This is a genomic window from Reticulibacter mediterranei, assembly GCF_016587455.1.
In genome coordinates, this window is sequence record NZ_BNJK01000002.1 from 1,828,576 (window position 1) to 1,854,699 (window position 26,124).

Here is a 26,124-nt window from a genome sequence, read left to right on the forward strand (position 1 = left end):
GTTCTGTACTGCAACGTGCGTGTGAAAAAGCATGATACATGCGGCCCAACTTTTGTCAAAGATGACTCAATATATGTAGAACCAGGAAGTTTTGTATGGCACGGCATTTTTTTATCTCATATTCAAGACAGGATTATGATGTTGCCTTACGACTCAAAGCCGATCTGGAACAACGAGGCTTCTCCCTATGGATGGACCTGAAACGCATTCCTCCTGGAACAGCCTGGGATGATGAGATACGAGATGCTATCAAAGGATCTCTGGCAGTCCTGTATCTGGTCTCGCCCGATTCACGAGCCTCGCGCATTGTTGCACATGAGCTTGACCTGGCCGATGCGTATAAAAGACCTATCTGGCCCCTATGGGTGAAGGGTGACGAACACTGGGCTGAGGTTGTGATGATGGGCTATTCAAGAGTACAATACATCGATTTGCGAGAGGCCGCTTATACGCCAGGGCTGGAGAACCTGGGAACAGAACTGAAGCGTCTCAGTAACCGAACCAGGGTTCTTCCGATTGAAAGATTTACTTCTGTGATACCACGCAATCCATACAAAGGTCTGCACGCCTTTGAATATAAAGATGCGCGCGATTTCTTTGGTCGTCATGATCTGGTCAAGAGCATGATCCAGCAGATCAGAAGTATCATTGCCGAAGAGCAGGAAGACGGCCAACATTCTCGCTGTATGCTGGTGGTCAGCGCCAGTGGAGCAGGAAAATCCAGTACTGTGCTTGCCGGATTGCTGCCAGCGTTGCAACATGATACGGAGATTGTACCAGTCGAGCAAAGACAGATCGCTGAGGTGGAGCGCTGGCTGTTTCTCGATCCCGTGCGACCTGGAGATAAACCAATTGCAGGATTGATACGCGCGTTGAATCGTCCGTTTCTGAATAGTGAAGTGATTGGCGACTCCTTGCCGCTTGAACTTTCGTCGGATAGCGTACAAAAAACGCTGGACGAGTCTTCGCTGGGGTTGTATAAATTGCTACAACAGATCAAGACCAATGCGCGGGATCGTCTGGTCCTTACCATTGATCAGCTTGAGGAGCTTTTTGCCCCGACGGTTGATGAGGGACAACAAAAACAGTTTATCGAACTGCTTTTTGCCACCGCCACCCAACCTCATAGCAATGTGTTGATCATTGCCACCTTGCGAGCGGATTTCTATGATCATGTGCTGAAAGACCCACACCTGTTTGCGATCATGAAGGCGCACCGGATGGAAGTGCCGCCGATGCGTATCCAGGATTTACGAGAGGTCATTGAAAAACCGATTGAACTGGAGGATGTAGGCGTCACGTTTGAGATGGATCTGGTTGGTGATCTCCTCTACGATGTGCGCAGGCAGCCTGACGCTCTGCCGCTGCTACAATTCACGCTGGCGCAATTATTTGAGCATCGCGAGGGGCGTTGTTTAACCCGCCGTAGTTATGAGGAGATCGGCAGATTAAAGGGAGCGTTGGAGAAACATGCGGATGCTACCTACAACAATTTGCCTGACGAGCAGCATCGTGCGAGTGCGAAGAAGCTCTTTACCAGCTTTTTTATCAATGTCGCGGAAGTACAAAACAATGCCTCTTATATTGAGTTCGCCGAGGGCGTGACCAGCCGCCGTGTGACCCGTGCAGAGTTGCTGCTGGACGATCCAAACAGCCAGCGTATCCGCGATAGAACGCTTGAGGCCTTTACCAATGCACGCTTGCTGATCGTGCGCAACTCTATCAGACAGGGGCAGGAGCAGGAAGATACGACCTACGAGATCTGCCATGAGGTCTTAATCAGTGCGTGGAAGAGGCTCCAGGATTGGATCGAGGAAGATCTTCAGGACATCTATTTCTTACAGCGCTTACGTCCACGTATTCAGCAATGGCAAAAAGGTGGGATTGATAAGACGAAGCAACGCTCTTTGCTCTCTACCGATCACGAGTTGGAGCAACTTCAGCGGTATCAACAAACAAACGAATTGAGCCACAGCGAGACGGAGTTTTTAAAGCAGAGCTTGCGGTGGCAGAGGCGACTGAAACAACGCACGACCGGGTTATTCCTTGCCACAATCTCTCTAACGCTGGTTGTTGCTCTGGTTGCAGGTGTCGTTGGCTACCAGAGGTTTGGGTATCTCATCTTTCCATCGCCTACGACCGTTACCACTGTCAGTAATAGTGGGCCGGGTTCGCTGCGTTCAGTGCTTGCACAGGCACCAGATGGTGCAACCATCACCTTTTCACAACAACTCAGCGGCCAGACGATTCAGCTGACTGAGGATCTCCCCCTGAAGAAAAGAGTAACCGTTCAGGGATTGCAGGATGGAACAATCAGCATCAGCAGTGGCCGGACCGGGAAAGGCATAGCTATTCCCGGGTCAAAGACGGAAGTGACGTTTAACCATATCGCGTTTGTGCATAGTTATACCCACCGGGCCTCGCTGATTACAAATCATGGCATCCTGACCCTCACCGATTGCCAATTGAACGATAATCAATCCTATGGTCTGGGCGGGGGAGCCATTGCCAATTATAATCGGCTGATTCTCAATCGCACTCTGCTCACACATAATCAAACCAGCGGCAACGGGGGAGCCATTAACGATCTGTTCGGGATCGTGACGCTGAATAATAGTGCTATTACAGGGAATATTGCTTACAACAATGGTGGCGGAATATATAGTCAGGGGGGGCATATTGAGATGGTAGAGAGCAAGGTTTTCGATAATCAGGCTCAGTTGCCCCGTAGCACAATCACGAACAATTATGGTGGCGGCATCGATGTTGTGAATGGGTCGCTCAATATGTTCTCCTCGCAGATTTTTCACAATACCTCTGCATACTATGGTGGTGGTATTGCCCTTCAGGGTAGCCTTGCGACGATCAATGACTCGATTATTCATGATAACGCAGCCGGTGTGAAAGGTGGAGGGCTGATAGTGACGAAGGATACTGACAATAACTTTTCGAGTCTGGCAGTCTTGAGCAATATTGTAGTCACAGAGGAGCCACTAGCACAATATTATATCGGACAAAATACGGCTGGCACCGACAAACACGGGGACGAAGCGGCTGGTCAACAAAAGAGCGTTGGCGACACCATTCAGATTGCCGATGATGACAGGGTAGCTACTGCTGGCAACCCACCTCCAAACCGGGTGACGCCTCCTGAGCAAACGGCAAACTATCTCGGCGTGGCCCATATCAATGAATTTTGTCAGCAACAGAAATACAGTTACGGCAATATTGGGAGAATGGCCTCCATAGATGAAGAGGGGTTGAACGATATCCAGGTCTCATGTTTTACGTTAAATAATGAGCGCATGCATAATTTCTCCGGGAAAGAGGTATGTGGAACGTGGTTTCGCAACACAAACAATAATGCGACGATTGTTGATCGTCTGACAAACTACTTCGATCCTTCCAGCTTGCAATGCTACAAAAATCTGAAACGGCTGGGACCGCTTGGGAACAATGCAGCAGATTTCGACGCGCAATGTAAAAAAGATTCAATCAATGAGGGGTTATATGACAATCCACTGGAGCGACATACCGCCTATGATTGGAGTTGTCAGCCGAAAGATCACAACTTGTTGCCGATTGGCCTGAGCGTCGCCAACGCCTGCGATACCAGATATAGAGTAACTAACGCGATTGATCGGCTTGTCAACTACAACAGTCCTGCCGGGTGGGAATGCTGGCAACCAGCTTAGTATTACTGTTGAAATGACATACATCATCAAGTAGAAGGATATCGCTTCGTTTCTGAAGTGGTTCCTGATGACGTATCCTTTGACTTATGCCTGCTTTGCCTCTCTTCTTGAGATTGCTGAAGAGAGGCAATTACCCTCTGAAGCTCATTTACTTGCATCTGCAAGCGATGAAAACGCGTCAATAAATTATTGAGCTTACCGCCAATCGACCAGAGAACATTATCTTGTGTAAGCGGGACACGTGCCGTTGTAATCCCGTTTGCAACCTGCTCGTGCACCAGTTCGATCTGTCGAATAGAAGCATCTAATTGTGTCTTTTGAAGGGCAATAGCATGGTCCCGTTGGGCCAGAGCCATAACAAGTTCAGTGACTCTCTCGGCCTGATCTGCTCGTAAGATGGCCTGTTTAGCACCTTGCACCCAGAGAAAAGCCACAACTGACACAATGATCTGGCTGAGGATGATCGGCGCAACAACAACAGGAAATGCCGTGTTGAGTACCTGCTGCAACTCTCCTGAGACAGGTAAAAAGCGCAATGCATAGAGGGTAAAGAGACAATTTCCCGCAGCTACGACGAAGACCCATCCTGGTGCAAGAAACGAAACCGCACACATTAAAGGTAGCACCAGGAAAGTGAAAATAGGCAGAACGCTCGTATTCACACCCCCAGGAGCAGTTAAAATATTCGCGATAGGCCCGGCAACAACGCCAAGTACGACCATAACGCCGGCAGTGTTCACCATTCCCAGACGATTAAACACCAATGCAAATGCGACAATAAGCAAGTTAGCGACGAGTGTTATGATAAGAATAGTGTTTACCCCGGCGAGAGCAGCAGGGAAAGAAATGATAATCATAAAGAAGAGAGCAATACTAATCTGGCTGCCTGTTCGCCCACGACGAAACAAATCCCTCTCCTGGAAAGGTGCCGAAGGCCCTGGGGCAGCAGGAGAGGTAAGCTGATACCACGTTTGCAGAAGTGCAGAGTCCCTTTTTATGGGTTTGTTCATTTTCGGCCATTTAGGGATGGTTGGGGTAGATTCCAGGTCGCCAGTAAATGGGGGACGTCTATCCATAAACTGAGCCTCCTTATATCATGGTTCTCTCCAGGGGAAACATATCATACCTGTGTTAAGAGAAGATTGTTTCTTTCTAAAAACAGTCTGTGGTGTTCTGCTCCTGTGGTGAAAATTAACATAGTACCGAGCATGATGAACATTTTCCTCAGTACATGTGGCTCGCGTCGTATGCTCGAACTGATTGCGAAACAAAGTCGAAGGATGAGTCATCCCGAATGGTTTTGTCGTGATCTCCGCCCGTATTGCTCTCCACTCCCCAGCGGTGGAGAAACGCTGAAGGCGTGAGCCATCTGGAAACAATCCGGGATTAACCCATCCCTCCTGAAATAACGTGAATGATATGTGATGCTTTATGCCAATTCTTGACGAACCATCCGGGTGCCTTCGACCAGTGAACAGAGCTTGCCAAAGGCGACCTCTCGCGGGAGGTATTTCATGCCACAGTCGGGGGCCAGGATCAGGCGCTCCGGCTCGATATACTCTAACGCTGAACGTATTCTACCAGCGACGATCTCCGGCGTCTCGACCTCCATATCGCCCAGATTCAGGACGCCAACAATCATAGTTTTTTCGGGGAAGCGACGCAGGATCGATAGGTCGAGTCTGGGTTGCGCCGTTTCAATTGCAATCTGCTTGACGATACAGTCATTCAGCTCGGCGAGGAAGGCATACTGGCCCGGTCGGTCGTGTACAATCGCGGCATACCCGAAGCAGAGATGCAGCGCCGTTGTGCCTTCAATCCCCTCCAGCGCTCGATTGATAACCTCAACGCCGTATGCTCTGGCCTGCTCCGGTCGCGCTTGCAGATATGGTTCGTCAATCTGAACTACGTCGGCCCCGGCAGCCTGCAAACTTTTGATCTCCTCGTTGACAGCTGCCGCGATATCCAATGCCAGGGACTTCTGATCGTGGTAATAGTCATTTTGCGCCTGCTGGGTAATCGTGAAGGGACCAGGCACAGTGATCTTGATGCGACGATTGGTGTTGCGCCGGAGCAGCTCCACGTCGCGTACTTCCACCGGGTATCTGCGACGGATGGGGCCGACGACTCGCGGGACCGGGTTGGGGTGCCCTGTGCGATCGATGGCGACCCCGGGATTATCAAGGTCCATCCCCTCCAGTGCTGTTGCGAAGCGGTTGGAGTAGCTCTCGCGTCGTATCTCCCCATCAGAAATAATGTCAATCCCTGCACGCTCCATGTCACGAATAGCGAGAAGAGTTGCGTCATCCTGTGCCTGTTGCAGCAGAGGCTCCAGGATGCGCCAGATCTCGCGCGCTCGGATGCGAGGTGGCAATCGACTCTGTAAGTTCTTGCGATCTACCAACCAGTCTGGTTGAGGATAGCTTCCCACAACCGTCGTCAAAAGCCTGTCAGTCACGCTCTTTTCTCCTTCATTGGCCCTGGTATGTTCCACTCTTCATCGGTTCCCACGCGGCAGCTTGTCCGTAGAGCGAACTTCTGTCCGCCTGCTTTATAAAAAGCAGTATAGAGAATATGAAGCGAGCGTGTCAAGGAACAGGCTCGATGTTCCAGGGCTTTCCAGTTCTCCGCTCAAAGGGGTGCAGGGTCTCCCTGCCGGGGTCTGGGGTGTCCCCAGTTTCCTTCCCTCCTTCGCGCGCCGCCGCAGGCGGCGCGCAAAAGAGAAGAAAAAAGGTTTTTGCGGGGACACCCCGCACCCCGGCAGAGGGCGGCAGCCCTCTGCACTCCCGCAAGATGGGAGAATTGGAAAGCCCTGCTCGATGTTCTCTGCTACGTCGTGCATTTTAAAATCGACAGGCAGATACGTCTTCTCCTTTAGAACTATTTTCCTCATGTAAAGATGCGAGAAGATGTGGTACTATTGCACTTATAAATTGAGTATGCTGGTGGGGGTTACAGATGCAATTTCTATCTTTTCAAACAGCAACCCTATCACTATTTACAGGATTATTCTGGATTGGAAATCACCTCCTGTCTGTCTATTTTCCTCTACCAATATGGACAGCTTTTGTTGCATCCCCAACGCCAACGCCACCTGCTTCTCCCTTATCTGATGCCAGCCTGTAGCGATTTCGCCACTTCTTCAAATCAAGACCTGATCGGGTTCGCAGCCGAGCGCTGGGACGAGTGGTATGGTTTTCCAGAGGAGGAGGCGCGTGCTCACATGGAGAGCCATCTTGCTAGCGGGAATGCATTGCTACTTCTGGATGCATTGGATGAAGCGGTCGCAGGGGGAACCGATGAGATGGCGAGATCATCTTATAGTCATGTTCTCGAAGCGATTCAACGCGTGGCAACCCGCTACCGCGAGATTTCCATCGTGATTACCGCGCGCAAAGCCGGATATTATCGCAACGCGCATATAAGCGGTTTTACGGAACTGGAAGTGCTGGAATTTCGCCCCGAAGAGATTAACGAGTTCGTTGACAACTGGTTTACATACCATCCAGCGCCATCGAAATATGCGACGGCCAGCGAGCTAAAGGCGCAGCTTGCACAAAACACGCGCATCCAATCCCTGGCAGCTAATCCGTTGCTGTTGTGTCTGATAGTCATGGTCTATGAGTCGCACCAGGATTTGCCGGTGAAGCGGTCGAGTATCTATAAGGATTGTATTGATACGTTGCTCTATCGCTGGGATACCAGCCGCGATATCCGTCGCCGTCGCAAATTTAAGATTGAGCATAAGCAGCAACTATTGATTGAGATCGCGTGGCACTTTCATCGACAGGGGAAACGTTACTTTCCCGAAGACGAACTGCTCCAGGTCATCGCCGACTTTCTCCCCACTGTGGACCATTTAGCAGAAGAGAAGCGAGCCATCCTCAACGAGATAGAGGAGGAGAACGGCCTGTTGAAAGAGCAGGCGCGAGGCTGGCACGGCTTCCTGCATCTCACCCTGCAAGAATATCTCGTCGCCCAACATCTCGTCGGCAGAGGAGCAGACGGGCTAGACGAACTGCTCAAGCATTGCGGCGATCCCTGGTGGGAAGAGGTCATGTTGCTCTATGCCGGTTCCGTCTCCGACGCCAGCCCACTCTTACGCTCCCTGCTCAAGCGAGAAAAGCAAGACTGGCCCTGGGAAGACATCTTCCACACCTTTCTACTCTGGGCGGGTCAATGTCTCACCACAAAGCCCCGATTGGTACAGAGAGAGTTGCGAGACGAGATTATTGGTCGGTTGTTTGCTTTGTTAATGAGGAATGATTCCCCTTATGTGTTGTGTAAGCAAATAGTTAGAACGTTGCTGGAGCTTGGGGATAGTGATGTCAAAGAAAAAATACTGCTTTTGATTAAAGACAAACAAAATGACGGAGAAGTCCGCCGGTCTTTTGCACAAGCATTAGGGGAACTGAGGGAGAAGTCGGTGGTGCCAGACTTGTTGGCACTACTCAAAGACAAGCGAGAAGATAGAGAGGTTCGCCAAGCTATAGCCAGAGCATTAGGGGAACTGGGAGAGAAGACAATAGCTCCTGAATTGTTGGTGGTACTCAAAGACAAACGAAATGACAGCGAAGTCCGCCAGTCTATAGCGGAAGCGTTAGGGAAGTTGGGGGAAAAGACGGTGATGCCGGACTTGCTAGTAGTGCTGAAGGATAAACGAAATAGTAGATATTTGCGACAATTTATAACTATAGCTTTAATTACATTAGAACAGAAAGAAAAATATACTTCCTTATCTTTACCTCCTGCTGAATGACTATCCTGTACGTAGTGATTTTATGTGGAATATTGATGCTCTCCGTCAATTTACACCGCTGTTAAAACGAAAGCATATAACCTACAACACGTATGAGCAGTTTTGGACTGCCAGCAAACGCGAAAAAATGCACATTTTGATGTTTAAATGGAAATTTGTGAAGTTTGTGCGGATAGTGAAGATATAAGGTGGGGAGAGGAGAAAGTTCTCCTCCTCCCGTTATCGTTGCGTGTGGTCCAACAACCGTTGTCACTTCACAGGTGGAGGGGAACTTTATCTCCGCCACTGGCGTATAAATCGTTGGGTCAGGATGAGGTACTGATTGCCGTATGTGATGCTTGGCTCGATCATTGCACCCTCAAACCACTCGTTAAAGGTCGTGATGGTAATCCATTCTGGCTGGCTTGCCATTGCTGCCGTCCAACTCGTCGCGTAAAGAGCGCCATTCCGACGAGGGATCTGGTAGCTAAAACGGCGTTTAAGACGAGTATCATCATAACCTGGTTCGACCCCTGCGGCCCAGATCTTTTGGGTATGATGCATGAGATTATAGGCCGCGATGCGATCATGAAAGCCCTTATCGACAGCGGGCATATTGTTGTGGACGAGACCCCAGTACCCCGCGCTGAACAGGTGGATGCCATCAAATACGTTCAGTAAGTTCATATCGACCCCTTCTGCCGACCAGATCATCCGATGTTGAGGATCGATCGCCTGACGAATGGCGGCCCACTGAGCCAGCGTGCGCCCCTGGTCGAGTGGCTTCCAGAAAAAGAAGACGGGCTTGCCTTGCCAGTGGAAGAAATGTGGATTGTTGCTCGCATGGCGGCTGAGATAACGTAAACCGCGAATAATGCTGCCGGGACTTGTCAAACGAGGTGAATCACACTCGAAATAGACCGTTGAGGCAAAATGTTGATGCGCTCTCTTCTCCAGTTTTGCCGAATGTGCCAGCAGTTTCATAAAGTTCTGGTCGGTCGGATCACCTGGTCCCCACCAGGAGCTAATGAAACCTGTAATGCCAGCGTTAGCAGCCCATGTGATCTGCCGATCAATGGTGGCTTCGTCGCTGGAATTGTATCGAATGGTTGGCAGGTCCGGCATTCTAGAGAGGGACCAATCGGACTGGTGATACCACATATAGTAGAAGGCCAGTACCGGGCGCTCAGGAGCAAGTGGTGGTTTCGCCATTGCTGATGCCCTTTCCGCCTGTGTAGACATACGGTATTCAGGTCGACGTAGAGCGGCATGAGTTATACCAGTTGCGATGAACATCACATCGGCAAGCACCATCACAGCACAGGCTGTGAGTATCAGAATGCGTCTGAAAGGGGGAGTATACATCATTGAGTCTTTCTTCTCTGTCATCACATCAAAGAGCATCATCGCTTTTGAGTACTCTTATAAAAAGTATACCCTTCTCTTTCAAAAATATACGTTTTATTTATTTAAATATTTTGTTGGTATATCCGGGAAATTCTCCGGATTGAGATCGAATATGGCAGGGGCGATGGCTGGTCCTCGCCCGGCTTCCCAGGCGGCTATCACCCCTCCCATATTCAGGGAGCGCTCCCCTTATTCCACCGTCACGCGCTTCCCGGTCTCAAATGATTGGATGGCAGCTTGCGCGAGGAGCAGTGCTCTTCGCCCGGCCTGGGCGTGGATTGGCGGCTCTTTGCCCTCTCTGAATGCTGCGAACAGAGCATCCATGTGTCGGTCAAAGGTGCGGTGAAACTCGCGGTCCAGATCGTTAAAGTAGCCCGCCTGCCAGGTTTCGCCCGTCTCGTTCCCGGCTTGCTGGAAGCTGTAGCGCCGGACCGTATCTTCGATCAGGACGCGCCCGGAGCTACCGTTCACCTCAACAAGATGCGTGTCCGAGTAGGCGTAGGATGTATCGTAGGAACCAACCAGGCTGCCTACCGCACCACTGGCAAAGTGCAGGGCCAACACCAGCGTTCGATAGCCGCTTCCGGTCTTGTCGGTCATCTGGGCCATCACCGAATCAATGGGGCCGCAGAGCCATTCGAGCATATCGAAGCCGTGACACTGCGTTTCGATCAGGTTCGCGTGGGGATGATCGCTGCTGCCCTCGCCGCCAAAGCGCCAGGTTGCGAACGTGAGATCACCAACTCGACCGCTCTCGATGGCCTGATGTGCCAGTTGGACCGGGCGTGCATAGCGATGGTTGAAGTTGATGGCGAAAAAGAGCGAGCGCTTGGCCGCCTCATTAAGCAGCGTGTCCGCCTCGCGCAGATCAAAGACCAGCGGTTTCTCTACCAGCAGCGGGAAACCAGCTTCGATTACACGCAGCGTCGCCTGAAAGTGCCCTTGATTGGGCAGGCACAGGCTCACGAGATCGGGCTGCTCCTTTGCGAGCATCTGATCGATATCCTGATAGGCGCGGACCCTGAACTCTTCGGCGCGTCGCCTCGTCTTTTCCTCCGTTCGCCCAACAATGGCGCAAAAATCGATGTCTGGGCGAGCCGAGAAGATCCGGGCGTGTTGCAGTCCCCAGCCTCCGGCGCCGATAAGGGCAACTTTGATTGACTTCTGCTCGCTCATTGTTCGATCACCACCTTGCCCGTCTTGCCCTGGAAGAACAGATCAAACCCCTGCGCGATCTCGCTCACATGATAGGTGTGGGTGATAATCTGACGCAGATAGGCGCGATGCTGGCGCAACAGTTCCAGGTTGTTGGCGATCTCGCGATAACCGAAGTATTCGCTACCCAGCACTGCACGCTCAGTGGAGATCAGATCGGCGGACACCTGAAGATGCAGGTCTTCCCCATGACCAACGCAGACCAGCACACCACGCTGAGCGAGCAGTTGGAGCGCATCCTGGCGTGCCGCGCCCTTGCCGCTCGAATCAACGGCCAGATCAACCGTCGTCAGCCCATGTTTGCGCGCCCCCTCTCGCAACGTCGTCTCCTTGAGCCGGATCGGTCGGCCACCTAACTGCTCTGCCAGTTGCAGACGATACTCGCTGACATCAGAGATCAACACGGGAATGTCCTCGCCCAACACCAGCTTTGCCATCGCCAGTACCGCCAGCCCGATAGGACCGGCCCCTGTGACCACGAGGGATGTGATATCAGGATGGACCAGCTTGCTTCGTTTGATGACATGCCCGCCCGTCCCCATGATGTCCAGCAAAAGCGTTGCATCGGTGAGGGGAACGTCGTCAGCGATCGGGAAGAAGATATTTTCATTCACCAATTCGTACGAGCCATAGCCGCCGTCTTTGTTGAAGCCCATATCGCCGCGTTTGTGCAGACATTGGTTCGTGAAGCCTTGAGAACAGGAACGGCACTGCCCGCAATAATCCATCAAGAAGATCACGCCCGGAGTGCCAAGCGCAATATGTGTGTCGGGTCCAGCAGCGGCGACAATGCCGGTCGCTTCATGTCCCGGCGTCACCTGAGAACCATGATAGAACTGCTCGCGATCCGTGCCGCAGATTGCATTCGCCTTCACCTCTATCAACAATTGTCCCGTCCCTGGCGTAGGAACCGCTTTTTCGACGAAATCGATCTTGCCATTGCCAGCAAACCTCGGAACACGCATACTTTGCGGCAACACCTGTTGTGCCATATTATCCATCCTTTCAGGAACCGTAGCGACAACCACAAGGGATTGTCGCAGGCAATACACATAAAACGGGTGCAACGCGACAACCACAAGGGATCGTCGCTACGTGGGTGAGGAACACGCAAAGGGCATTCTCACGACAGGACAAACGTTCCTCCTCTCCTGCCGATGATTTTCGCCATATTTCGTAGTGGAGCGATTGATCGCGTTGGCGCGGCGTGTGGAGCGGCTCCGCCAACGCGATCAATCGCTCCACTACGAAATATATTACCGCTTTTGAAGGAAAAATTTTATAATCACGTAAATACGACATGAAGATGAAAAAGAAATAGTTTCATCTCTCTCATCCGCTTAACAGGATTCGCGAACAACGAGCGTCAGGTCAAAGACGCGTTGTTCTATTGGCTGATCTGGATGGCGGAGACGCTGCAAGAGCTGGCGCGCCGCTTCGACTCCAATATCGTATGTTGGTTGGCGAATGGTGGTCAGCGTTGGATGCACGAGCGACGAGACAAAGATGTCGTCAAAACCAATTACCGCCACTTGTCCGGGTACAGCAATGCCCTGCTGAGCCAGATAGCGTAAGGCTCCCAGCGCAGAAAGGTCGTTGGCTGCAAACAGACAGGTTACTTCGGGATGTGTGCGCAGTAATGTTTCGGCGGCGAGACGGCCCTGCTCGAAGAGGAAATCTGCGCGCGCAATCGGCAGTTCCTCGTGCTGATCCACCTCTTCCAGCGGGAGATCCGTCTGGCCGATATTGTCGAGATAGGCACGCAGGCGCAAATCGGCGAAACGCAGACTGCGCGGACCAGCCAGAAATCCGATAGCGCTATGCCCCTGCTGTCTGGCCCACTCAAGCGCTTTCCTGGCCCCATGATAGTGATCGACAGTAATATGCGACCTGCCCGATGCATCGCCGTGATCGACCACAATGACCGGAAGATTCACATCCTGAAATTTGCCAGCTAAGAGTTCTCCATGCGCAGGCGAAACCAGAATCACCCCATCGACCGCTTGCTGGCGTAAAATCGTGACGGTTTGCAGTTCGTTCTCTGGCTGCCAGTCGGTGTCAAGCACCATGATGGTATAGCCATGCCGCCTCGCCTCATCTTCGATCCCACGTGCCAGTGTAGGGACAAACGGGTTCGTCAAATCGTGCAAGACGACGCCAATCGCCATGCTCCGTTTCGTCACCAGCGTTCGGGCAGCGCCGTTGGGGACGTAGTGAAAGCGCTCAACGGCTTCCCACACTCTCTGCCGCGTTTCTTCACTCACATAGCCCGTCCCGTTCAAGACGCGTGATACCGTTCCTACCCCAACTCCTGCTGCCTGTGCGATATCTTTAATGGTGGTCATCGGTTAGCCTGCGTTCATCTCCATGTGGAAACGTTTCCCTATGAAGAAAGTATACCGACAAACCAGGGCGAAAGTCAAGGGCGCAATTAGTTGTCATCGAATGGCGGGGCTTCGTAGCCTGCGCCATAGGGAGCATCCGGCCTGCTGAACTCGCCCATCAGAGCGCGACGCAGGGGTGTTGTGCGTTGTAAAAACTCCTGGGAATTTTGCAGTCGATCGGAGGGTTCCAACCAGGGCGGACTATAGATCAGGTGCATAGTGTACCGGTCGTAGTCACCATCATGGGCATAGGTGCGATGCCAGACCGCATTATGGAAGACCAGCACGGAGCCAGCAGGCGCGCAGATCACGTGCCCGATAGACACATCGCCCTTCTCTTTGCGAATATCGGCGGGTAATGGAACTGGCGTGCGGTGGCTGCCAGGGATCATCTCCATATTGCCCATGCGTGGCTGACTCTGATCGGTCAGTAAGTAGGAGGCGCGCAGTTGTAGCAACGGGATGGGATAGCCCAGCTTTTTGAAGTCGAACGCGCCCGACCCGTCCTGATGCCATCCGCCCATGCCGCCATGTGCGGGCTGCATCGTATTCCAGCCAGACTGCAAAATAAAACGATCTCCATAGAGTCCGCGAATTTTGGGTAAGACAGCGGGATGATCAATCAGCCTTTCCAGATCTGGCTCGCTTTCATACGAACGACCAACCTGTCCCCACCCTTTTGTGCCTGCCGCCTCGTGAATGCGCTGTGACGCCGCGAGACAGGCCGCTACTTCGTCTTGCGAGAGCACATTGGGGATCACGAAGTACCCCCACGATTCAAAAATGAAGCAATCGAGATCTGTCAGGGGTCCGGGCGCTACAACGGGATTGAGCATTGGTGGTGGCTCCTTTTCCAACACGGCCTGCGTGTCTGAACGCTCCTCGTTCTGTTAAGGAAAAACGGGGATATATTGTAGAGAAAGCCTATATACAGAAATATCACTATTCGTGTATATAAGTTTTATAGTAGTCGGTGATTGCAGCCCTGTCAATGCGAAATTGCGGCTTTATCTGTACAAGATCGCGACATATCCGAGTGCTAGAGTGAGTGTTATCTAAGGAACTAGTTGTGGACAGAAATTAAATTCAGGCCAGATTTGACCGCTTTCCGTGAGATACTCTCAATAGAACATTTGTCGTTGAGAAATCAGGAAAAGGAGACTTCCATGACTGCACAGCCTTTTAAAACCATCGTCCTCGACCTCTTGCAGCAGGGTCATCGCGATGAAGCCGTTTTTTGGCAAGGGCTAGATGAGACCGAGCGTACAGCGATTGGAACGCCGGAACTCTGGTCGGCCAAAGATCACATCGCGCATCGGACATTCTGGTATCAGAAGCTTATCTTGAAACTGACCGCCGCTTTACACCATAAGGAAGTATCATCGGACGAAGAAAGCGATGAGCAGCTCAACTCTAAGAATTTCGAGCAGCACAAACTTCGTTCCTGGCCGGCTATTCACTCTGAATATGAACAGATCTATGCCGAACTTGTCAAGCTGGCTGAACAATTTAGTGAAGAAGATCTGACGGTTCCTGGCCGCTTCGCCTGGATTTCCGGGGAGTGGCCACTGTATGCTGCCTTCCTGGGTAACTGCTACGAACATGATCAGGAGCATCTCGCACAGTACTATTCCGACCGGAACGACCTCACGCGGGCGATTGAGATTCGCGAACGGTGCGTCAACAGGATTATGCAGGCCGAAGTGCCAGGATGGGCGAAAGGGAGTTTCCTCTATAATCTGGCCTGCTTTTACGCGCAACAAAACCAGCCAGGGAAAGCTGTCCAACTCTTGCAGGAAGCAGTGACACTCTCGCCTCATTTCGAAGAACAGCTAAAGCGTGATCCAGATCTGGCTGCCTTGCGCGATCAATCAATTTGAACAAACGTGCAAAATTCAGCCCTCAGATACTTGACAGATCCCCCCACCATCCGTTATAGTTAAGCATATGCTTAACTATAACATCTCGCTTGATCTCATCTTCCATGCGCTGGCAGACCCGGCCCGGCGGACCATCGTAGAGCGGTTGAGCCAGGGGCCAGCATCGGTCAGCGAACTCGCCCGGCCACTTGCAATGTCGCTGCCAGCCGTCGTGCAGCACCTTCAAGTGTTGGAGGCGAGCGGCCTCGTCCAGTCTGAGAAGGTCGGGCGGGTGCGCACCTGCCGGATTGAGCCAGTTGTGTTGAAAACGGCTGAGCAATGGATCACCGAGCGACGCGCGAGTTGGGAACACCACTTCGACCTGCTTGGCGACTATCTCGCCGAACATCCAGAGGAACCAGACGAAAGGAGTTCATAGTGAACGAACGATCCATACAGCACTCTACTTTTGTTATCGAACGCACCTATAGCGCCTCGCCTGCACGGGTCTTCACCGCCTGGGCGAACCCTGAAGCCAAAGCCCGGTGGTTTCCGAAAGCCGACGAGTTTGACTTCCGGGTTGGAGGACGGGAGTTTAATAGCAGCGAGCATGCGGGGGCAATCTTCACGTACGATGCCCGTTATCAGGATATCGTGCCGGGCCAGCGCATCGCCTTCACCTACACGATGGACCGCAACGAGATGCGGATCTCGATCTCTGTAGCGACGGTTGAGTTTAGGAAAATCGACACAGGTACTCAACTGATCTACACGGAGCAGGGGGCCTATCTCGACGGGCTGGACAACCCGGAATTGCGTGAGCATGGAACCAGGCAACTGCTAGATGCCCTGGACGAAGCCCTCCAGAGTGGTGCTATCCCTGCCGAGACACACTCATAGCCGCCCCAGTAGATAATCAGTCTGTGCGATTATCCTATTCATTTACACTTTGACCTGACAGATTGACGAGATCATGTCTGGATGTATAGTTGTGCTCTTGATAGGGCGAATAGAGCTGCATACGTATTCTCATATCGTAATTGCACGATGATGAGATGTAAATAAACAAACCGTCCGTAGTCGAGCGATTTATCGCGGGGAATCTTGTTGTGTAATCCTCCCCGCGATAAATCGCTCGACTACGACATATAGGAATAATATTCTATATGAGAAGGAGAAAATTGTGATAGAACAGAACGAGGCTGGAGAGGCTAATCAGATCAAATCGCCGGAGAAAGCGACTGTGAAGGAGTGGCTCGGGCTTGTGGTCGTCGGGATCATTTCGCTGGTGGTGGCGATGGATGGATTTGTCCTGCTGCTGGCGCTTCCCAGAATAGGCCAGGACTTTCACGCGAGCGGGACGCAGATTCTCTGGGTCACTGATATGTATGGCTTTTTGCTGGCGGGCTTTCTGATCACGATGGGAACTCTGGGCGATCATATTGGTCGGCGGAAAGTATTGCTAATAGGGAGCGCGGCCTTTGGGGCGATATCACTGCTGGTCGCCTTTGCGCAAAGTATCGAGATGTTGATCTTCACGCGGGCACTGTTGGGCGTGGCCGGCGCCATGATTGCTCCCGCAGCGTTATCACTCATTCGGCATATGTTTGCTGACCCGAAGGAGAATGCACGCGCGATTAGCATCTGGCTGAGTTGTTTGATCAGCGGATCGATTGTGGGGCCGCTTGTTGGTGGCGTGCTATTGGAGCATTTCTGGTGGGGATCGGTCTTTCTCGTGGGCGTGCCGCCAATGGCGATTGGACTGCTGCTTGGCAGAAAGCTCTTGCCAGAATATAAGAACCCGGATGCTGCCCAACTGCATTTTCCCAGTGTGTTCCTGTCGCTGACGGCGATTCTGCCGTTGATTTATGGCATGAAGGAGATCGCGGCTCATGGCTGGCAACTGTTCCCGATCGTCGCGCTGCTTGTCGGTATTATGATGAGCATTGTGTTTGTGCGTCAACAGCGCGGGTTGACCGATCCACTATTGGATGTGACTCTTTTTAAGAAGCCAGCGTTCACGATAATGCTGGTGGCGATGCTGACGAATACCATGTTTCCTGGCGGTGTGATGGTTCTTTCGACGCAGTATTTGCAGCTAGTGACGGGCCTCTCGCCATTGCAAGCGGGTCTCTGGATGGTTCCGATAATGCTGGTCTCTGTTGTTGGCTTTCTGGGATCGCCCTCTCTTGCGCGCGTGATGCGACCGGCCTATCTCATCGCATTGGGCCTTGTCTGTTCCATCGCGGGCTTATTGATACTGTGCCTGACGAGCGTGAATGGGAGCCTCGCCTTGCTGATTATTGGTTTTGCGCTCTTCAATCTTGGAGCTGGACCTCTCACGACGCTTGGAACTGGTATCGTGATCGGGTCTGTTGCACCAGAAAAGGCGGGTGCGGCGGCTGCCATTTCACAAACGGGGAATGAGTTCGGTTTTGCACTTGGCGTGGCAGTGGTCGGCAGTATCGGCGCGCTGGTCTATCGCCTGCAAACCTCCATACTCCCTCACGAACTGTCTGTCGATGCTATGCGCTCTGTGCGAGAGTCGTTAGCAACTGCGGTGGCAACGGCTGAGCATCTTCCCGGCAAATCTGGCAGCGACCTCCTCTTGATTGCCAGAAACGCGTTTGTGCAGGAATATCATGCGGTCGCCCTGTTGAGCGCAGGTGTGCTTGCTATCGTTGCAGTGGTGATCGTGGTGATGCTCAAAAATATGCCTGCAATGGCCGAGGAACAGAGCGTTTGATCGTGACAAAAATTCGCTGGTTGTGCTTCAATAAAGTATACTTTTCGGAAGAGAGAAGATTAACTATCACCAATAGGGCACCGGCTCATTCGGTGTGTCAACCTATGTCATAGAACTCTTTGTAAAGAAAGAAAGGCGATGATTACTGTTCCTGCCGATTTTGCCTCCGCGACTGTGATGAGAGAAGGGGATGTTGGCCGCGAGTGGATTCAGGCACTTCCAGCCCTGGTTGAGAAGCTTTGCCAGCATTGGAATTTGACGATTGATGGCCCTGTCATGCATGGATATCTCGGCCTTGTCATCCCTGTTCGCCTCTTTGAGGAGCCTTGCGTCCTGAAAGTATCCTGGGCCGATGAATCCACCATTCACGAGGCGCTGGCTCTCTCTGCCTGGAATGGACAGGGTGCGGCGCGCTTGCTCGACCACCTGCCAGAGTGGGGAGCAATGTTGTTGGAGCGGCTGGATCATCGACGCTCGCTCTGCGATGTTGGGATTGCGGAGGCGGTCGAGGTCGCGGGCCGTTTGCTTCGCCGCCTTGCTATCCCGGCCCCCTCTGGCTTTCGTTCGCTCAGGAGCGTTGCGCAGAACATTTGCAGCACGCTATCCGAGCGTTGGGAGCAGGCTGGCCGCCCGATACCGAAGCGGTGGATGGAACAGGCATGCGAACTCGCCGCGCAGTTGGGAACAGAGGGCGCAAACCTGCTGGTCAACTACGACCTGCACTATGCAGATGTGCTCAAGGGGAGCGGGAGTCCTGGCTTGTTGTGGATCCAAAGGTGGTCACTGGCGATCTGGAATTTGGGATTGCGCAACTGCTGTGGACGCGTCTGGAAGACATTGAAGCGGAAGGTGGCCTGGACCGCTATTTCCCCCTGTTGGTCGAGGCCGCTGCATGTGATCCGACTCTGGCTCGCTCCTGGACACTTGTTCGCTGCGTGGACTACTGGTTATGGGCACTCTCGATTGGCCTGACCTATGATCCTGTCAGATGCGAAGCTATCGTGAACTGGCTGATGATATAGAGTAGCAAGGGTGAGGGTTCGTTGCTAAGTTCATGAAATTTAACAACTGGAGGGGATTACCGGGTTCTCTGGTTAAAATTCATAAGTGGTGGTGCATCCGGCAATTGAAAGGGGAATAGCTCTGGGCAGAGAGGCTGTGGGGGCCTTGCGCTTGTCGCCCTCGCCACATCGTTTGTCTGTTTCCCGGTTCCCGCGTGTGACCTCAACAGCAACAAGCGCAAGGCCCCCACAGCCTCTCCCCACCTCTCCTTGTCGCTACGGATGGGGAGAACCTTCTCTCTCCCCGGAACATTTACCGGATGCACCACTATACGCCCGCCCCAGTTCGCGCAAGAAAAAGAGCAGAAAGATCCAGAGCGTCATCGCCCTTTTTATGCGAAATGAAGTGAGCTGGCGCAGGAAGTCGAGGAAATGCAGCGAAATGGTCCCAGTCGCCATCGTCTGTCCTGGTTCTTCTGTTATGTTGCCCTCCTCTATGTTGCCCTCCTCGCTTTGGTGCAGGGAGACGAACAGCGTAGTGGTTGCCCGCCAGACGTTCAGCCCCATCTTGCCGGGCATCTCTTTGAAACCGATCAGAGAACGTTTGCTGCCAGAGGCGTCAGAAAAAAAGAGGTGATACCACATGCGGGTATTGCGAGAGCTTTCCTCGTCACGGAAATAATAGAGCATACCTTTGTCTATCTTGCGCCTTCCTCCAAGCGCCGGACACTCCAGATACCCCTCAATGTTCGCATGATGAGAGGGTGTGTGGCGGAAACGCTCAATGTCATGGATGTAGACGGTGAGATGGAGCAGAAGCGTAACGTTCAGCTCTCCATCCTGTTCGTTAAAGGTGACGACCCCTTTCATTGTCTCCGTAAATGAGAGCGAGGAAAGGGTTGTGATAGACTCATTTATCATGGGCGACCTTTCTGTTGCTCGACAATACCTTCCGCGATGCGTTCGGCCAGCGCGGTAATCGTCAAGCTGGGATTGGGGCCAACGGAGCCTGGGAGAATAGAGCCATCGGCAACGTAGAGACCCGGGTAGCCAAAGACTTCTCCCCGATCATTGACCACGCCTTCCCCGGCATAGCGTCCCATCGGACAGCCTCCTAATGGATGGACCGTAATTGTCCTGCCGAAATACCAGATGAGGTTTTCCATATACCTTGCTCCCAGCTCGTCGGAGATTGCTAGCATCTTCTCTCTCATCTTTTTGTAGAAGGGATTGGAGGGTTGTTTCTGCCAGTCTAATTCCAGGTTGCCATCGCGGAGCAGTAGGCGTCCATGAGCCTTTTCTCGCCCCATACCCAGCAGGGGTAATATGCTAGAGGAGAACTCGCTCTCTCCAAACAGATTGGCCAGATCATGGCTGAAGTTGACCCGTGTATGTCTGGGAAGGAAGCTGCTCAAGAAGTATTTCGTCAGATAGCCAGCTGAATGCAATTCAGCAGGAATATCAAGGAGTTGGATCAGCCAGTTGAGAAACTCGGGGTAGCCTGCATCTTCGATATAGAAGCCGCGCCCCTCGCCGCCGTCTAGCTCGTCCGCAATGCGGATCAGGCTGGTAATCACTGGTCCGCGACTGGCCTCGATGAGGCGTGGCTGGAGGTGCCCATCCCGTTCCTCTTTGCACTCAAGCGCGACGGCGATATGATCCCCATTGCCGCAAAAACGTGTGCCCAACTGGGGACTCAGACCCGGAAACGCCTGCTGGTTCTGTAACAACAGCGAGGTCGAGCCAAATGTCCCAGCCGACAGAATGAGCCTGGTTGCTGTTATCGTTTTCAGGCGCGGCTCCTCGCTATCTGGATGATATTGTCTATACTGGATCGTATAGCCATTCTCCCCAGGCGCGAACGCATACACCTCGCATAACGTCCGAATTTCAGCGGAAGAGCGCTGTGCCGCCGAGAGGTAGGTGTAATCCAGACTGTTTTTACTACCATAGTTACACCCGATATCGCATTCTCCGCAGAGACGACAGGTTGAGCGCGTGCGGTGGTGCAAATTAGGTGTGTCTTCACGGATCGGCTCGCCAGGAACAGGTGGCTCGCCCTCGTTGTGAAAGGTGACGGCGAGATTGGGCAGTTGCCATTCTAGATCCAACTGGTTCGCCACCATTTGCATCGTACGTGTTTTCGCCGTTTGATTGTAGGGAGGCTGCTCAAACGGATAGCGCTGCACCTTGAGCATTTGCTCTGCTCGATCATAGTATGGGTCAAGATCGGCACGCGTCACCGGCCAGTATTCATATCCCTCCTGCCCCTCGTTTTCTCGAACAAACCAGCGCTCGTCTTTACGCACCATAACGTTGGCATAGATGAGAGAACCACCTCCCAGCCCACTTGAAATGAGCGAGATGACGTTGGGAAAGGAAAATACCTGATAGAGGCCATATAAACGCTCTTCGGGGTCCCAGAAGTTCTTCTTCATGCGTGTGGGGCTGCGTGGAAACGTTCCTGGCGAGTACGCTTTCCCGCGTTCAAGCAGGCAGACCCGTAAACCAGCCTCCGCTAGCCGACACGCAACTACTGAGCCGCCAAAGCCCGATCCGACAATGACGGCATCGAAATGAGTTTCCTCCATAAATTAGTTCCACTCTTTCCTGTTATGGTCATATGCAGAAATAGTTTCTTTTCCTTTACGCATATCAGAGCGAGCGCTGAGACTTGTCCTGGTCAAAGAATAGCATCTTTGCTATACTATTTACGAGTCCTTCCTCGTAAATATAGAAATAGTATACGATGAAGCTCTTGTATTTTCAAGTGGAGAGATGGTTATGAGTATTAATCGTGAGCGACGACAGGCGCGCCGCCAGACGCGAGGGTTGCGTCGTGTCGAGGATATCCTGCATGCGGCGGGAGAGATATTTATGGAATATGGTTATGATCGTGCAACTGCCAATATGATCGCACAACGAGCCGACGTTTCAGCAGGCTCACTCTATCAATTTTTCCCCAACAAGGAGGCGATAGCTCAGGCTTTTGCTGCCCAGGCGGTTGAGCGGCTGCAACATCTGTACGAGTACACCATTCTTGCACCGGAAGTAGTGGCGTTACCGTTTCCGCGCTTTCTCGACACCTTCATTGACAACATCATCGACTTCAACTGCGCCAATCCAGGGTATTTCGCGCTGTTGCATGCGTCAACGCTCTCTCCTGAACTGAACCAGATCTTGCAAGAGCAGCGTCATGGCATAACGGCTGCGTTGGACCGCGTGATACAGATACTCGCTCCGGGAAGTACCCCGGAGCAGCGGGAGGTGCAGACCCTCGTTGCCTACCGCGTCTTTCTCGCCTTGCTGCCGCTCATTTTGCGCGCCGACGAGCTGCGGCGGACCGCCATCATCGGCGAGGCGAAGGCGCTCATGCTTCGCTATTTTGCGCCACAACACGAGCCGTAAATAAGATGCAAAATAGAAAAGAAGTGCTGCCAACTGCATGGAAATATTGTTTCGCGTGGCTTTGCAAATTTCATGGCAGAACAGCTTCTATCATCAATTCCATTGACAGGTGTATGAGGTTCCTGTTATGCTGCCGACAAGAATATTTCTGGCTGACGTGGCAACATATGGCTGAAGCAGAAAGGATATCTCCTCATGAGCAGTTCCTCGGCGAATTCTTCTCAAAGTGAGAATACCTATTTTATTGATCACGAAAGTGGGGCAGAAATGGCTCGTCTGCTCGATCAGGATCGGCTCTATACTGAGGCAATGGGCGGCTTTTTCTCCGAGCGCTCCGACCTCTCCACGATCCATCGCATGCTGGATATCGGCTGTGGTCCTGGCGGATGGGTCCAGGAAGTGGCATATGCCTATCCTGATAAAGAAGTGGTAGGTATCGACATCAGCACGGCTATGATCTCCTATGCGCAGGCACAGGCCGGTGTGCAGCACTTAGAGAATGCTCGCTTCCTGGTGATGGATGCGACTGAGCCGCTCACCTTTGAAGACCAGTCCTTCGATCTGGTCAACGCCCGCTTAATTGCCTTTCTCACTCCTCAACAATGGCCCAGCCTCATTCAGGAATGCTTGCGTATTTTGCGGCCCGGGGGAATCCTTCGCCTGACCGAGTGTCAGGGACCAGGGATTACCAATAGCGCGGCCTTTGAGCAGCAAGTCAGCTTTTTTGCTCAGGCTCTGTATCGAGCCGGGCAGAGCTATTCTCCTGATGGGCGACAGCTTGGCATTGTGCCGATGCTCAGCGGTTTTTTGCGGCGAGCAGGCTGTCAGCACATTGGACACCGGGCGCATATGATCGATTTTTCGGCTGGGGAAGCGGCCCAGGCGCTCTGGAGCCGGGATATGAAGACCTTCTTCAAGTTACTCCAGCCCTTTTTTCTCGCAACCGGAGTCACGACTCAGGAAGAAGCAGATAAGTTGTATACCCAGATGGAGATAGATATGCTAAGCGACGACTTCAGCGGCGTACATCTATTTACCACCGTCTGGGGCGAGAAATCATAAGCAATAAAAAGAATATTGCCATGCTATCAGGTCATCCCTGCTCAAGCGCTTCGATAATTTGCAGGTGAATCATGTGCATGGCATAGATGCGAAAAGAAATCTATTTCTTGAGACCAAATGTGGCGACTGCATGGGAGAGGCCGAAATTGCCTGCAATGATGATTGCTCGCTTGTCTCTCCCATCTGTGAAGTAGTTCCTTGCTGCCGTGAGGACGAGATGCTGGCTCAGCTTGACCAGTCGGAAATAGGCGCTCTGACCTTCCGAAACCAGGAGAGCATCGGGCTGTTCCTTGAGCATCTCTGCTCGCCTTTGTTCTGCTCTGCCACGCGCTACCAGATGCGCCTGTCGTCGCTCTTCCTCTTGTTCTCCCATAGCTTCTTGCTGCTCTCTCCTTATCGTAGCCTTTCACCAATAATAACACTCGTGCGTTACAGCCTCTTCATGCGATTATGTATGCTGTTGCCAACAGCGCAAGATCAGAGAAGTTTTTTTCGTGGGAGGCGGGTATGCTGCCGGTGAAGAAACAGTTCTTTATTGAAAGGCAGGTATAATGGGAAAGGTGATTATTGGCGCAACGATGTCGCTGGATGGGTTTATGAATGATCGTAATGGCGACATCAGCCGTCTGTATCCAGATTTTGAAGCGTTGCGCAGAAGTGAAATGTTGCAGGAAGAAATTCGGACGACCGGGGCAGTCGTGATGGGCCGGCGCTCCTATAATATGGGCGAAGGGGATCTGACAGGCTACGAGTATCAGGTGCCGATCTTTGTGCTAACCCATACAGCGCCCGAAAAGGAAGCTATCGGCGTGAACGATCAATTGACCCTTACCTTTGTGAATGCGGGGATCGAAAGCGCTATTGAGCAGGCAAAAGCTGCGGCCGGAGACAAGCACGTTACGGTGGTCGGTGGCGCGGATACCGCCCAACAATGCTTGCGAGCCGGGCTGGTTGACGAGATCCATATCGGAGTTGTCCCGATCCTTTTAGGTGCAGGTCTGCGCTTTTTCGAGCCGCTAGAGCAGTGGCCGTTGGAACTGGAGAGAATCAGAGTTTTTGAGTCGCCGGGGAGAACCGACCTGTGGTTCCGCGTCGTCAAGTAAAGCCCGGTCTCTTCCAAAAATCTCTCTATTGTTCGCTACTCTGGGTGGCATGCTCATTAGAGGCCGAATAGGGCAGGGGCGATGGCTTGCCCTGGTTCATGACACGCAAAATGGGCAAGAGGGGCGAGGACAAGCCATCGCCCCTGCCCTATTCGGGTGATTCTCACCGCTTTATTTGCCAGACACACCGATTGTATTGTGTGCCACAACCCGAAATGGCGATATTTTTGCTCACTCCTGGGTAATTGCCAGCGCTTGTGGATGCTGGTACACGAGTTGCTCATTCCAGGGGAGATCGAGCTGTTCCCAATGGAGACCAGCATCAGGAGAGCGATAACATCCTTTGTTGCTGAGCAGATAGAAGACTCCTGGTTCAGATGGAGTGGTGCCAAACGCTGCGACCATAGAGCCTGTCGCCTCTGGTAATCCATTTGTGACCATCTGCCAGGGCTGTCCTTTCGTTTTACGATAGACGAAAGATTCAGCGCCGCGTGGATTGTGAGCGGCCTGCGGGCTGCTTGCTGCCGATATCAGGACCGTATCAGGGTCGGCGGGATCGACCGTCGTACCATAGAGATAGTGATGTTGTAGCCCTTCATCGGGATATTGCCAGGTTTTCCCACCATCCAGGCTCTCCTGGTAGCCCTTGCCAGCGGTCATAAAGCCATCGCCTGCTGCCGAATAGAGGCGACCAGGGGCGGCTGGATGGATCAACAGCGTGTGCGTATCAAACGGACCATTGGGTACGCGATCAATCCAGGATTGCCCACCATCTGGCGTCTGCACCAGCGCGCCAGCTTCGACCGCAACATAGACGCGACCAGCAACATGCGGATCGGGCGTGATCCAGCGAGCATGGTGCGTTTCGGGTTTGGGAGGAAACCTCCAGGTCGAGGAGGAGGGCAATTCGCGAATGCCAGTAAGCTCTCGCCAGCTCTCTCCTCCATCGTCAGAGCGGTACATATGGCTCATCTCTGTGCCTGCGTACACCACACCATAGCCATTGGACCGCTCAATAGGACTGACGGCAATAGATGAGATATCCTCCTGTGCAATGCCACGATCCGCTAATGATGTGGACGGAGTATATGCATCACCAATGGGGAGCCAGGTCTGGCCTGCATCCTCGCTGCGCCATAATCCCCGCCTGTATGTGCCACAGTAGACGCGCTCGGGATGCGTAGGATCGACGGCCAGGCACGTCACCTGCAATCCGGCAAGCTGCGGTTCTACCTGCCATTTCTGGTTGTGTTGTCTGGCAACAAGCAGTTCACGATCCAGAGCAAGATAGAGGGTCATATTTCTTTCTCCTTTTCCTTTTTACTGGAACTTTCTTTATGCCATAGTGCTACTTTCCCTATTTATCTTACCACTCGAAACTTGCTCAGGAGCTAGCTAAAAGGACAGGAAACACCTGTGCGAAAGGACAGGAGCAAATGCTCATGGATGAGATTAGAAAAACAGCACAGTGTGCGATTGCTCTATCTACATGAAAACCTTGACCTT

The 26,124-nt window shown here is 52.5% G+C and carries 20 protein-coding genes and 1 pseudogene; 10 read left to right on the forward strand and 11 right to left on the reverse strand.

The window, feature by feature from the left end:
• Positions 1 to 95: 95 nt before the first annotated feature.
• Positions 96 to 3,695: an nSTAND1 domain-containing NTPase gene (locus tag K3T83_RS46505; RefSeq protein WP_220209963.1), complete on the forward strand. Its 3,600-nt coding sequence runs from the start codon at positions 96 to 98 to the stop codon at positions 3,693 to 3,695.
• Between the two features lie 26 nt (positions 3,696 to 3,721).
• Here the strand turns inward: K3T83_RS46505 and K3T83_RS46510 are convergent, their stop codons facing one another.
• Positions 3,722 to 4,771: a hypothetical protein gene (locus K3T83_RS46510; RefSeq protein WP_220209964.1), complete on the reverse strand. Its 1,050-nt coding sequence runs from the start codon at positions 4,769 to 4,771 to the stop codon at positions 3,722 to 3,724.
• A gap of 353 nt (positions 4,772 to 5,124) precedes the next feature.
• The gene (locus K3T83_RS46515) at positions 5,125 to 6,153 is read right to left on the reverse strand and encodes a uroporphyrinogen decarboxylase family protein (protein WP_220209965.1); all 1,029 of its coding nucleotides are present in this window, start codon (positions 6,151 to 6,153) and stop codon (positions 5,125 to 5,127) included.
• Between the two features lie 558 nt (positions 6,154 to 6,711).
• Here K3T83_RS46515 and K3T83_RS46520 point away from each other — a divergent pair.
• A complete protein-coding gene (locus K3T83_RS46520; RefSeq protein ID WP_220209966.1) occupies positions 6,712 to 8,454 on the forward strand; it encodes an NACHT domain-containing protein in 1,743 nt (580 codons plus the stop codon).
• A 273-nt stretch (positions 8,455 to 8,727) separates the two neighbouring features.
• On the opposite strand, the gene K3T83_RS46525 is transcribed toward K3T83_RS46520, so the two are convergent.
• From K3T83_RS46525 to K3T83_RS46545, 5 genes are all read right to left on the reverse strand, one after another.
• On the reverse strand, positions 8,728 to 9,801 hold the full coding sequence (locus K3T83_RS46525; protein WP_220209967.1) for a glycoside hydrolase family 71/99 protein: 1,074 nt from the start codon (positions 9,799 to 9,801) through the stop codon (positions 8,728 to 8,730).
• Between the two features lie 228 nt (positions 9,802 to 10,029).
• Positions 10,030 to 11,016: a Gfo/Idh/MocA family protein gene (locus K3T83_RS46530; RefSeq protein WP_220209968.1), complete on the reverse strand. Its 987-nt coding sequence runs from the start codon at positions 11,014 to 11,016 to the stop codon at positions 10,030 to 10,032.
• Complete coding sequence (locus K3T83_RS46535; RefSeq protein ID WP_220209969.1) at positions 11,013 to 12,047, reverse strand: alcohol dehydrogenase catalytic domain-containing protein; 1,035 nt, start codon at positions 12,045 to 12,047, stop codon at positions 11,013 to 11,015. Before K3T83_RS46535 ends, K3T83_RS46530 begins: the two co-directional genes overlap by 4 nt.
• A 348-nt stretch (positions 12,048 to 12,395) precedes the next feature.
• Positions 12,396 to 13,400 (reverse strand): LacI family DNA-binding transcriptional regulator, encoded by a 1,005-nt coding sequence (locus tag K3T83_RS46540; RefSeq protein ID WP_220209970.1) that lies wholly within the window; start codon positions 13,398 to 13,400, stop codon positions 12,396 to 12,398.
• A gap of 86 nt (positions 13,401 to 13,486) precedes the next feature.
• On the reverse strand, positions 13,487 to 14,275 hold the full coding sequence (locus K3T83_RS46545) for a phytanoyl-CoA dioxygenase family protein (protein WP_220209971.1): 789 nt from the start codon (positions 14,273 to 14,275) through the stop codon (positions 13,487 to 13,489).
• Positions 14,276 to 14,605: 330 nt separating this feature from the next.
• Between K3T83_RS46545 and K3T83_RS46550 the strand changes: the two genes are divergently transcribed.
• The 5 genes and pseudogenes from K3T83_RS46550 (at position 14,606) to K3T83_RS46570 (ending at position 19,066) form a co-directional block, all read left to right on the forward strand.
• A complete protein-coding gene (locus tag K3T83_RS46550; RefSeq protein ID WP_220209972.1) occupies positions 14,606 to 15,319 on the forward strand; it encodes a TPR end-of-group domain-containing protein in 714 nt (237 codons plus the stop codon).
• Positions 15,320 to 15,386: 67 nt separating this feature from the next.
• A complete protein-coding gene (locus K3T83_RS46555; RefSeq protein WP_220209973.1) occupies positions 15,387 to 15,737 on the forward strand; it encodes an ArsR/SmtB family transcription factor in 351 nt (116 codons plus the stop codon).
• Positions 15,737 to 16,198 carry an SRPBCC family protein gene (locus K3T83_RS46560; protein WP_220209974.1) on the forward strand — a complete coding sequence of 154 codons (462 nt, stop codon included), beginning with the start codon at positions 15,737 to 15,739 and terminating at the stop codon, positions 16,196 to 16,198. The genes K3T83_RS46555 and K3T83_RS46560 overlap by 1 nt, the downstream gene beginning before the upstream one ends.
• Before the next feature lie 283 nt (positions 16,199 to 16,481).
• Positions 16,482 to 18,044, forward strand: a complete 1,563-nt coding sequence (locus K3T83_RS46565) for an MFS transporter (RefSeq protein ID WP_220209975.1) — start codon at positions 16,482 to 16,484, stop codon at positions 18,042 to 18,044.
• A gap of 276 nt (positions 18,045 to 18,320) precedes the next feature.
• Positions 18,321 to 19,066: pseudogene (locus K3T83_RS46570) on the forward strand (aminoglycoside phosphotransferase family protein).
• A 255-nt stretch (positions 19,067 to 19,321) separates the two neighbouring features.
• On the opposite strand, the gene K3T83_RS46575 reads toward K3T83_RS46570, so the two are convergent.
• Together K3T83_RS46575 and K3T83_RS46580 are read right to left on the reverse strand one after the other, a co-directional pair.
• Positions 19,322 to 19,966 carry a hypothetical protein gene (locus K3T83_RS46575; protein ID WP_220209977.1) on the reverse strand — a complete coding sequence of 215 codons (645 nt, stop codon included), beginning with the start codon at positions 19,964 to 19,966 and terminating at the stop codon, positions 19,322 to 19,324.
• The gene (locus K3T83_RS46580) at positions 19,963 to 21,636 is read right to left on the reverse strand and encodes a GMC oxidoreductase (protein WP_220209978.1); all 1,674 of its coding nucleotides are present in this window, start codon (positions 21,634 to 21,636) and stop codon (positions 19,963 to 19,965) included. Before K3T83_RS46580 ends, K3T83_RS46575 begins: the two co-directional genes overlap by 4 nt.
• A gap of 193 nt (positions 21,637 to 21,829) precedes the next feature.
• On the opposite strand from K3T83_RS46580, the gene K3T83_RS46585 reads away from it, so the two are divergent.
• Positions 21,830 to 22,453 carry a TetR/AcrR family transcriptional regulator gene (locus K3T83_RS46585; RefSeq protein ID WP_220209979.1) on the forward strand — a complete coding sequence of 208 codons (624 nt, stop codon included), beginning with the start codon at positions 21,830 to 21,832 and terminating at the stop codon, positions 22,451 to 22,453.
• A 195-nt stretch (positions 22,454 to 22,648) separates the two neighbouring features.
• Complete coding sequence (locus K3T83_RS46590) at positions 22,649 to 23,515, forward strand: class I SAM-dependent methyltransferase (RefSeq protein ID WP_220209980.1); 867 nt, start codon at positions 22,649 to 22,651, stop codon at positions 23,513 to 23,515.
• 100 nt (positions 23,516 to 23,615) lie between these two features.
• Here K3T83_RS46590 and K3T83_RS46595 read toward each other — a convergent pair whose 3' ends face one another.
• Entirely contained in the window at positions 23,616 to 23,888 is a 273-nt protein-coding gene (locus K3T83_RS46595) for a hypothetical protein (RefSeq protein ID WP_220209981.1), read from the reverse strand.
• Between the two features lie 178 nt (positions 23,889 to 24,066).
• Here K3T83_RS46595 and K3T83_RS46600 point away from each other — a divergent pair, with 178 nt between their 5' ends.
• A complete protein-coding gene (locus K3T83_RS46600; protein WP_220209982.1) occupies positions 24,067 to 24,618 on the forward strand; it encodes a dihydrofolate reductase family protein in 552 nt (183 codons plus the stop codon).
• A gap of 231 nt (positions 24,619 to 24,849) precedes the next feature.
• On the opposite strand, the gene K3T83_RS46605 is transcribed toward K3T83_RS46600, so the two are convergent.
• Positions 24,850 to 25,917, reverse strand: a complete 1,068-nt coding sequence (locus K3T83_RS46605) for a beta propeller repeat protein (protein WP_220209983.1) — start codon at positions 25,915 to 25,917, stop codon at positions 24,850 to 24,852.
• Positions 25,918 to 26,124: the final 207 nt, after the last annotated feature.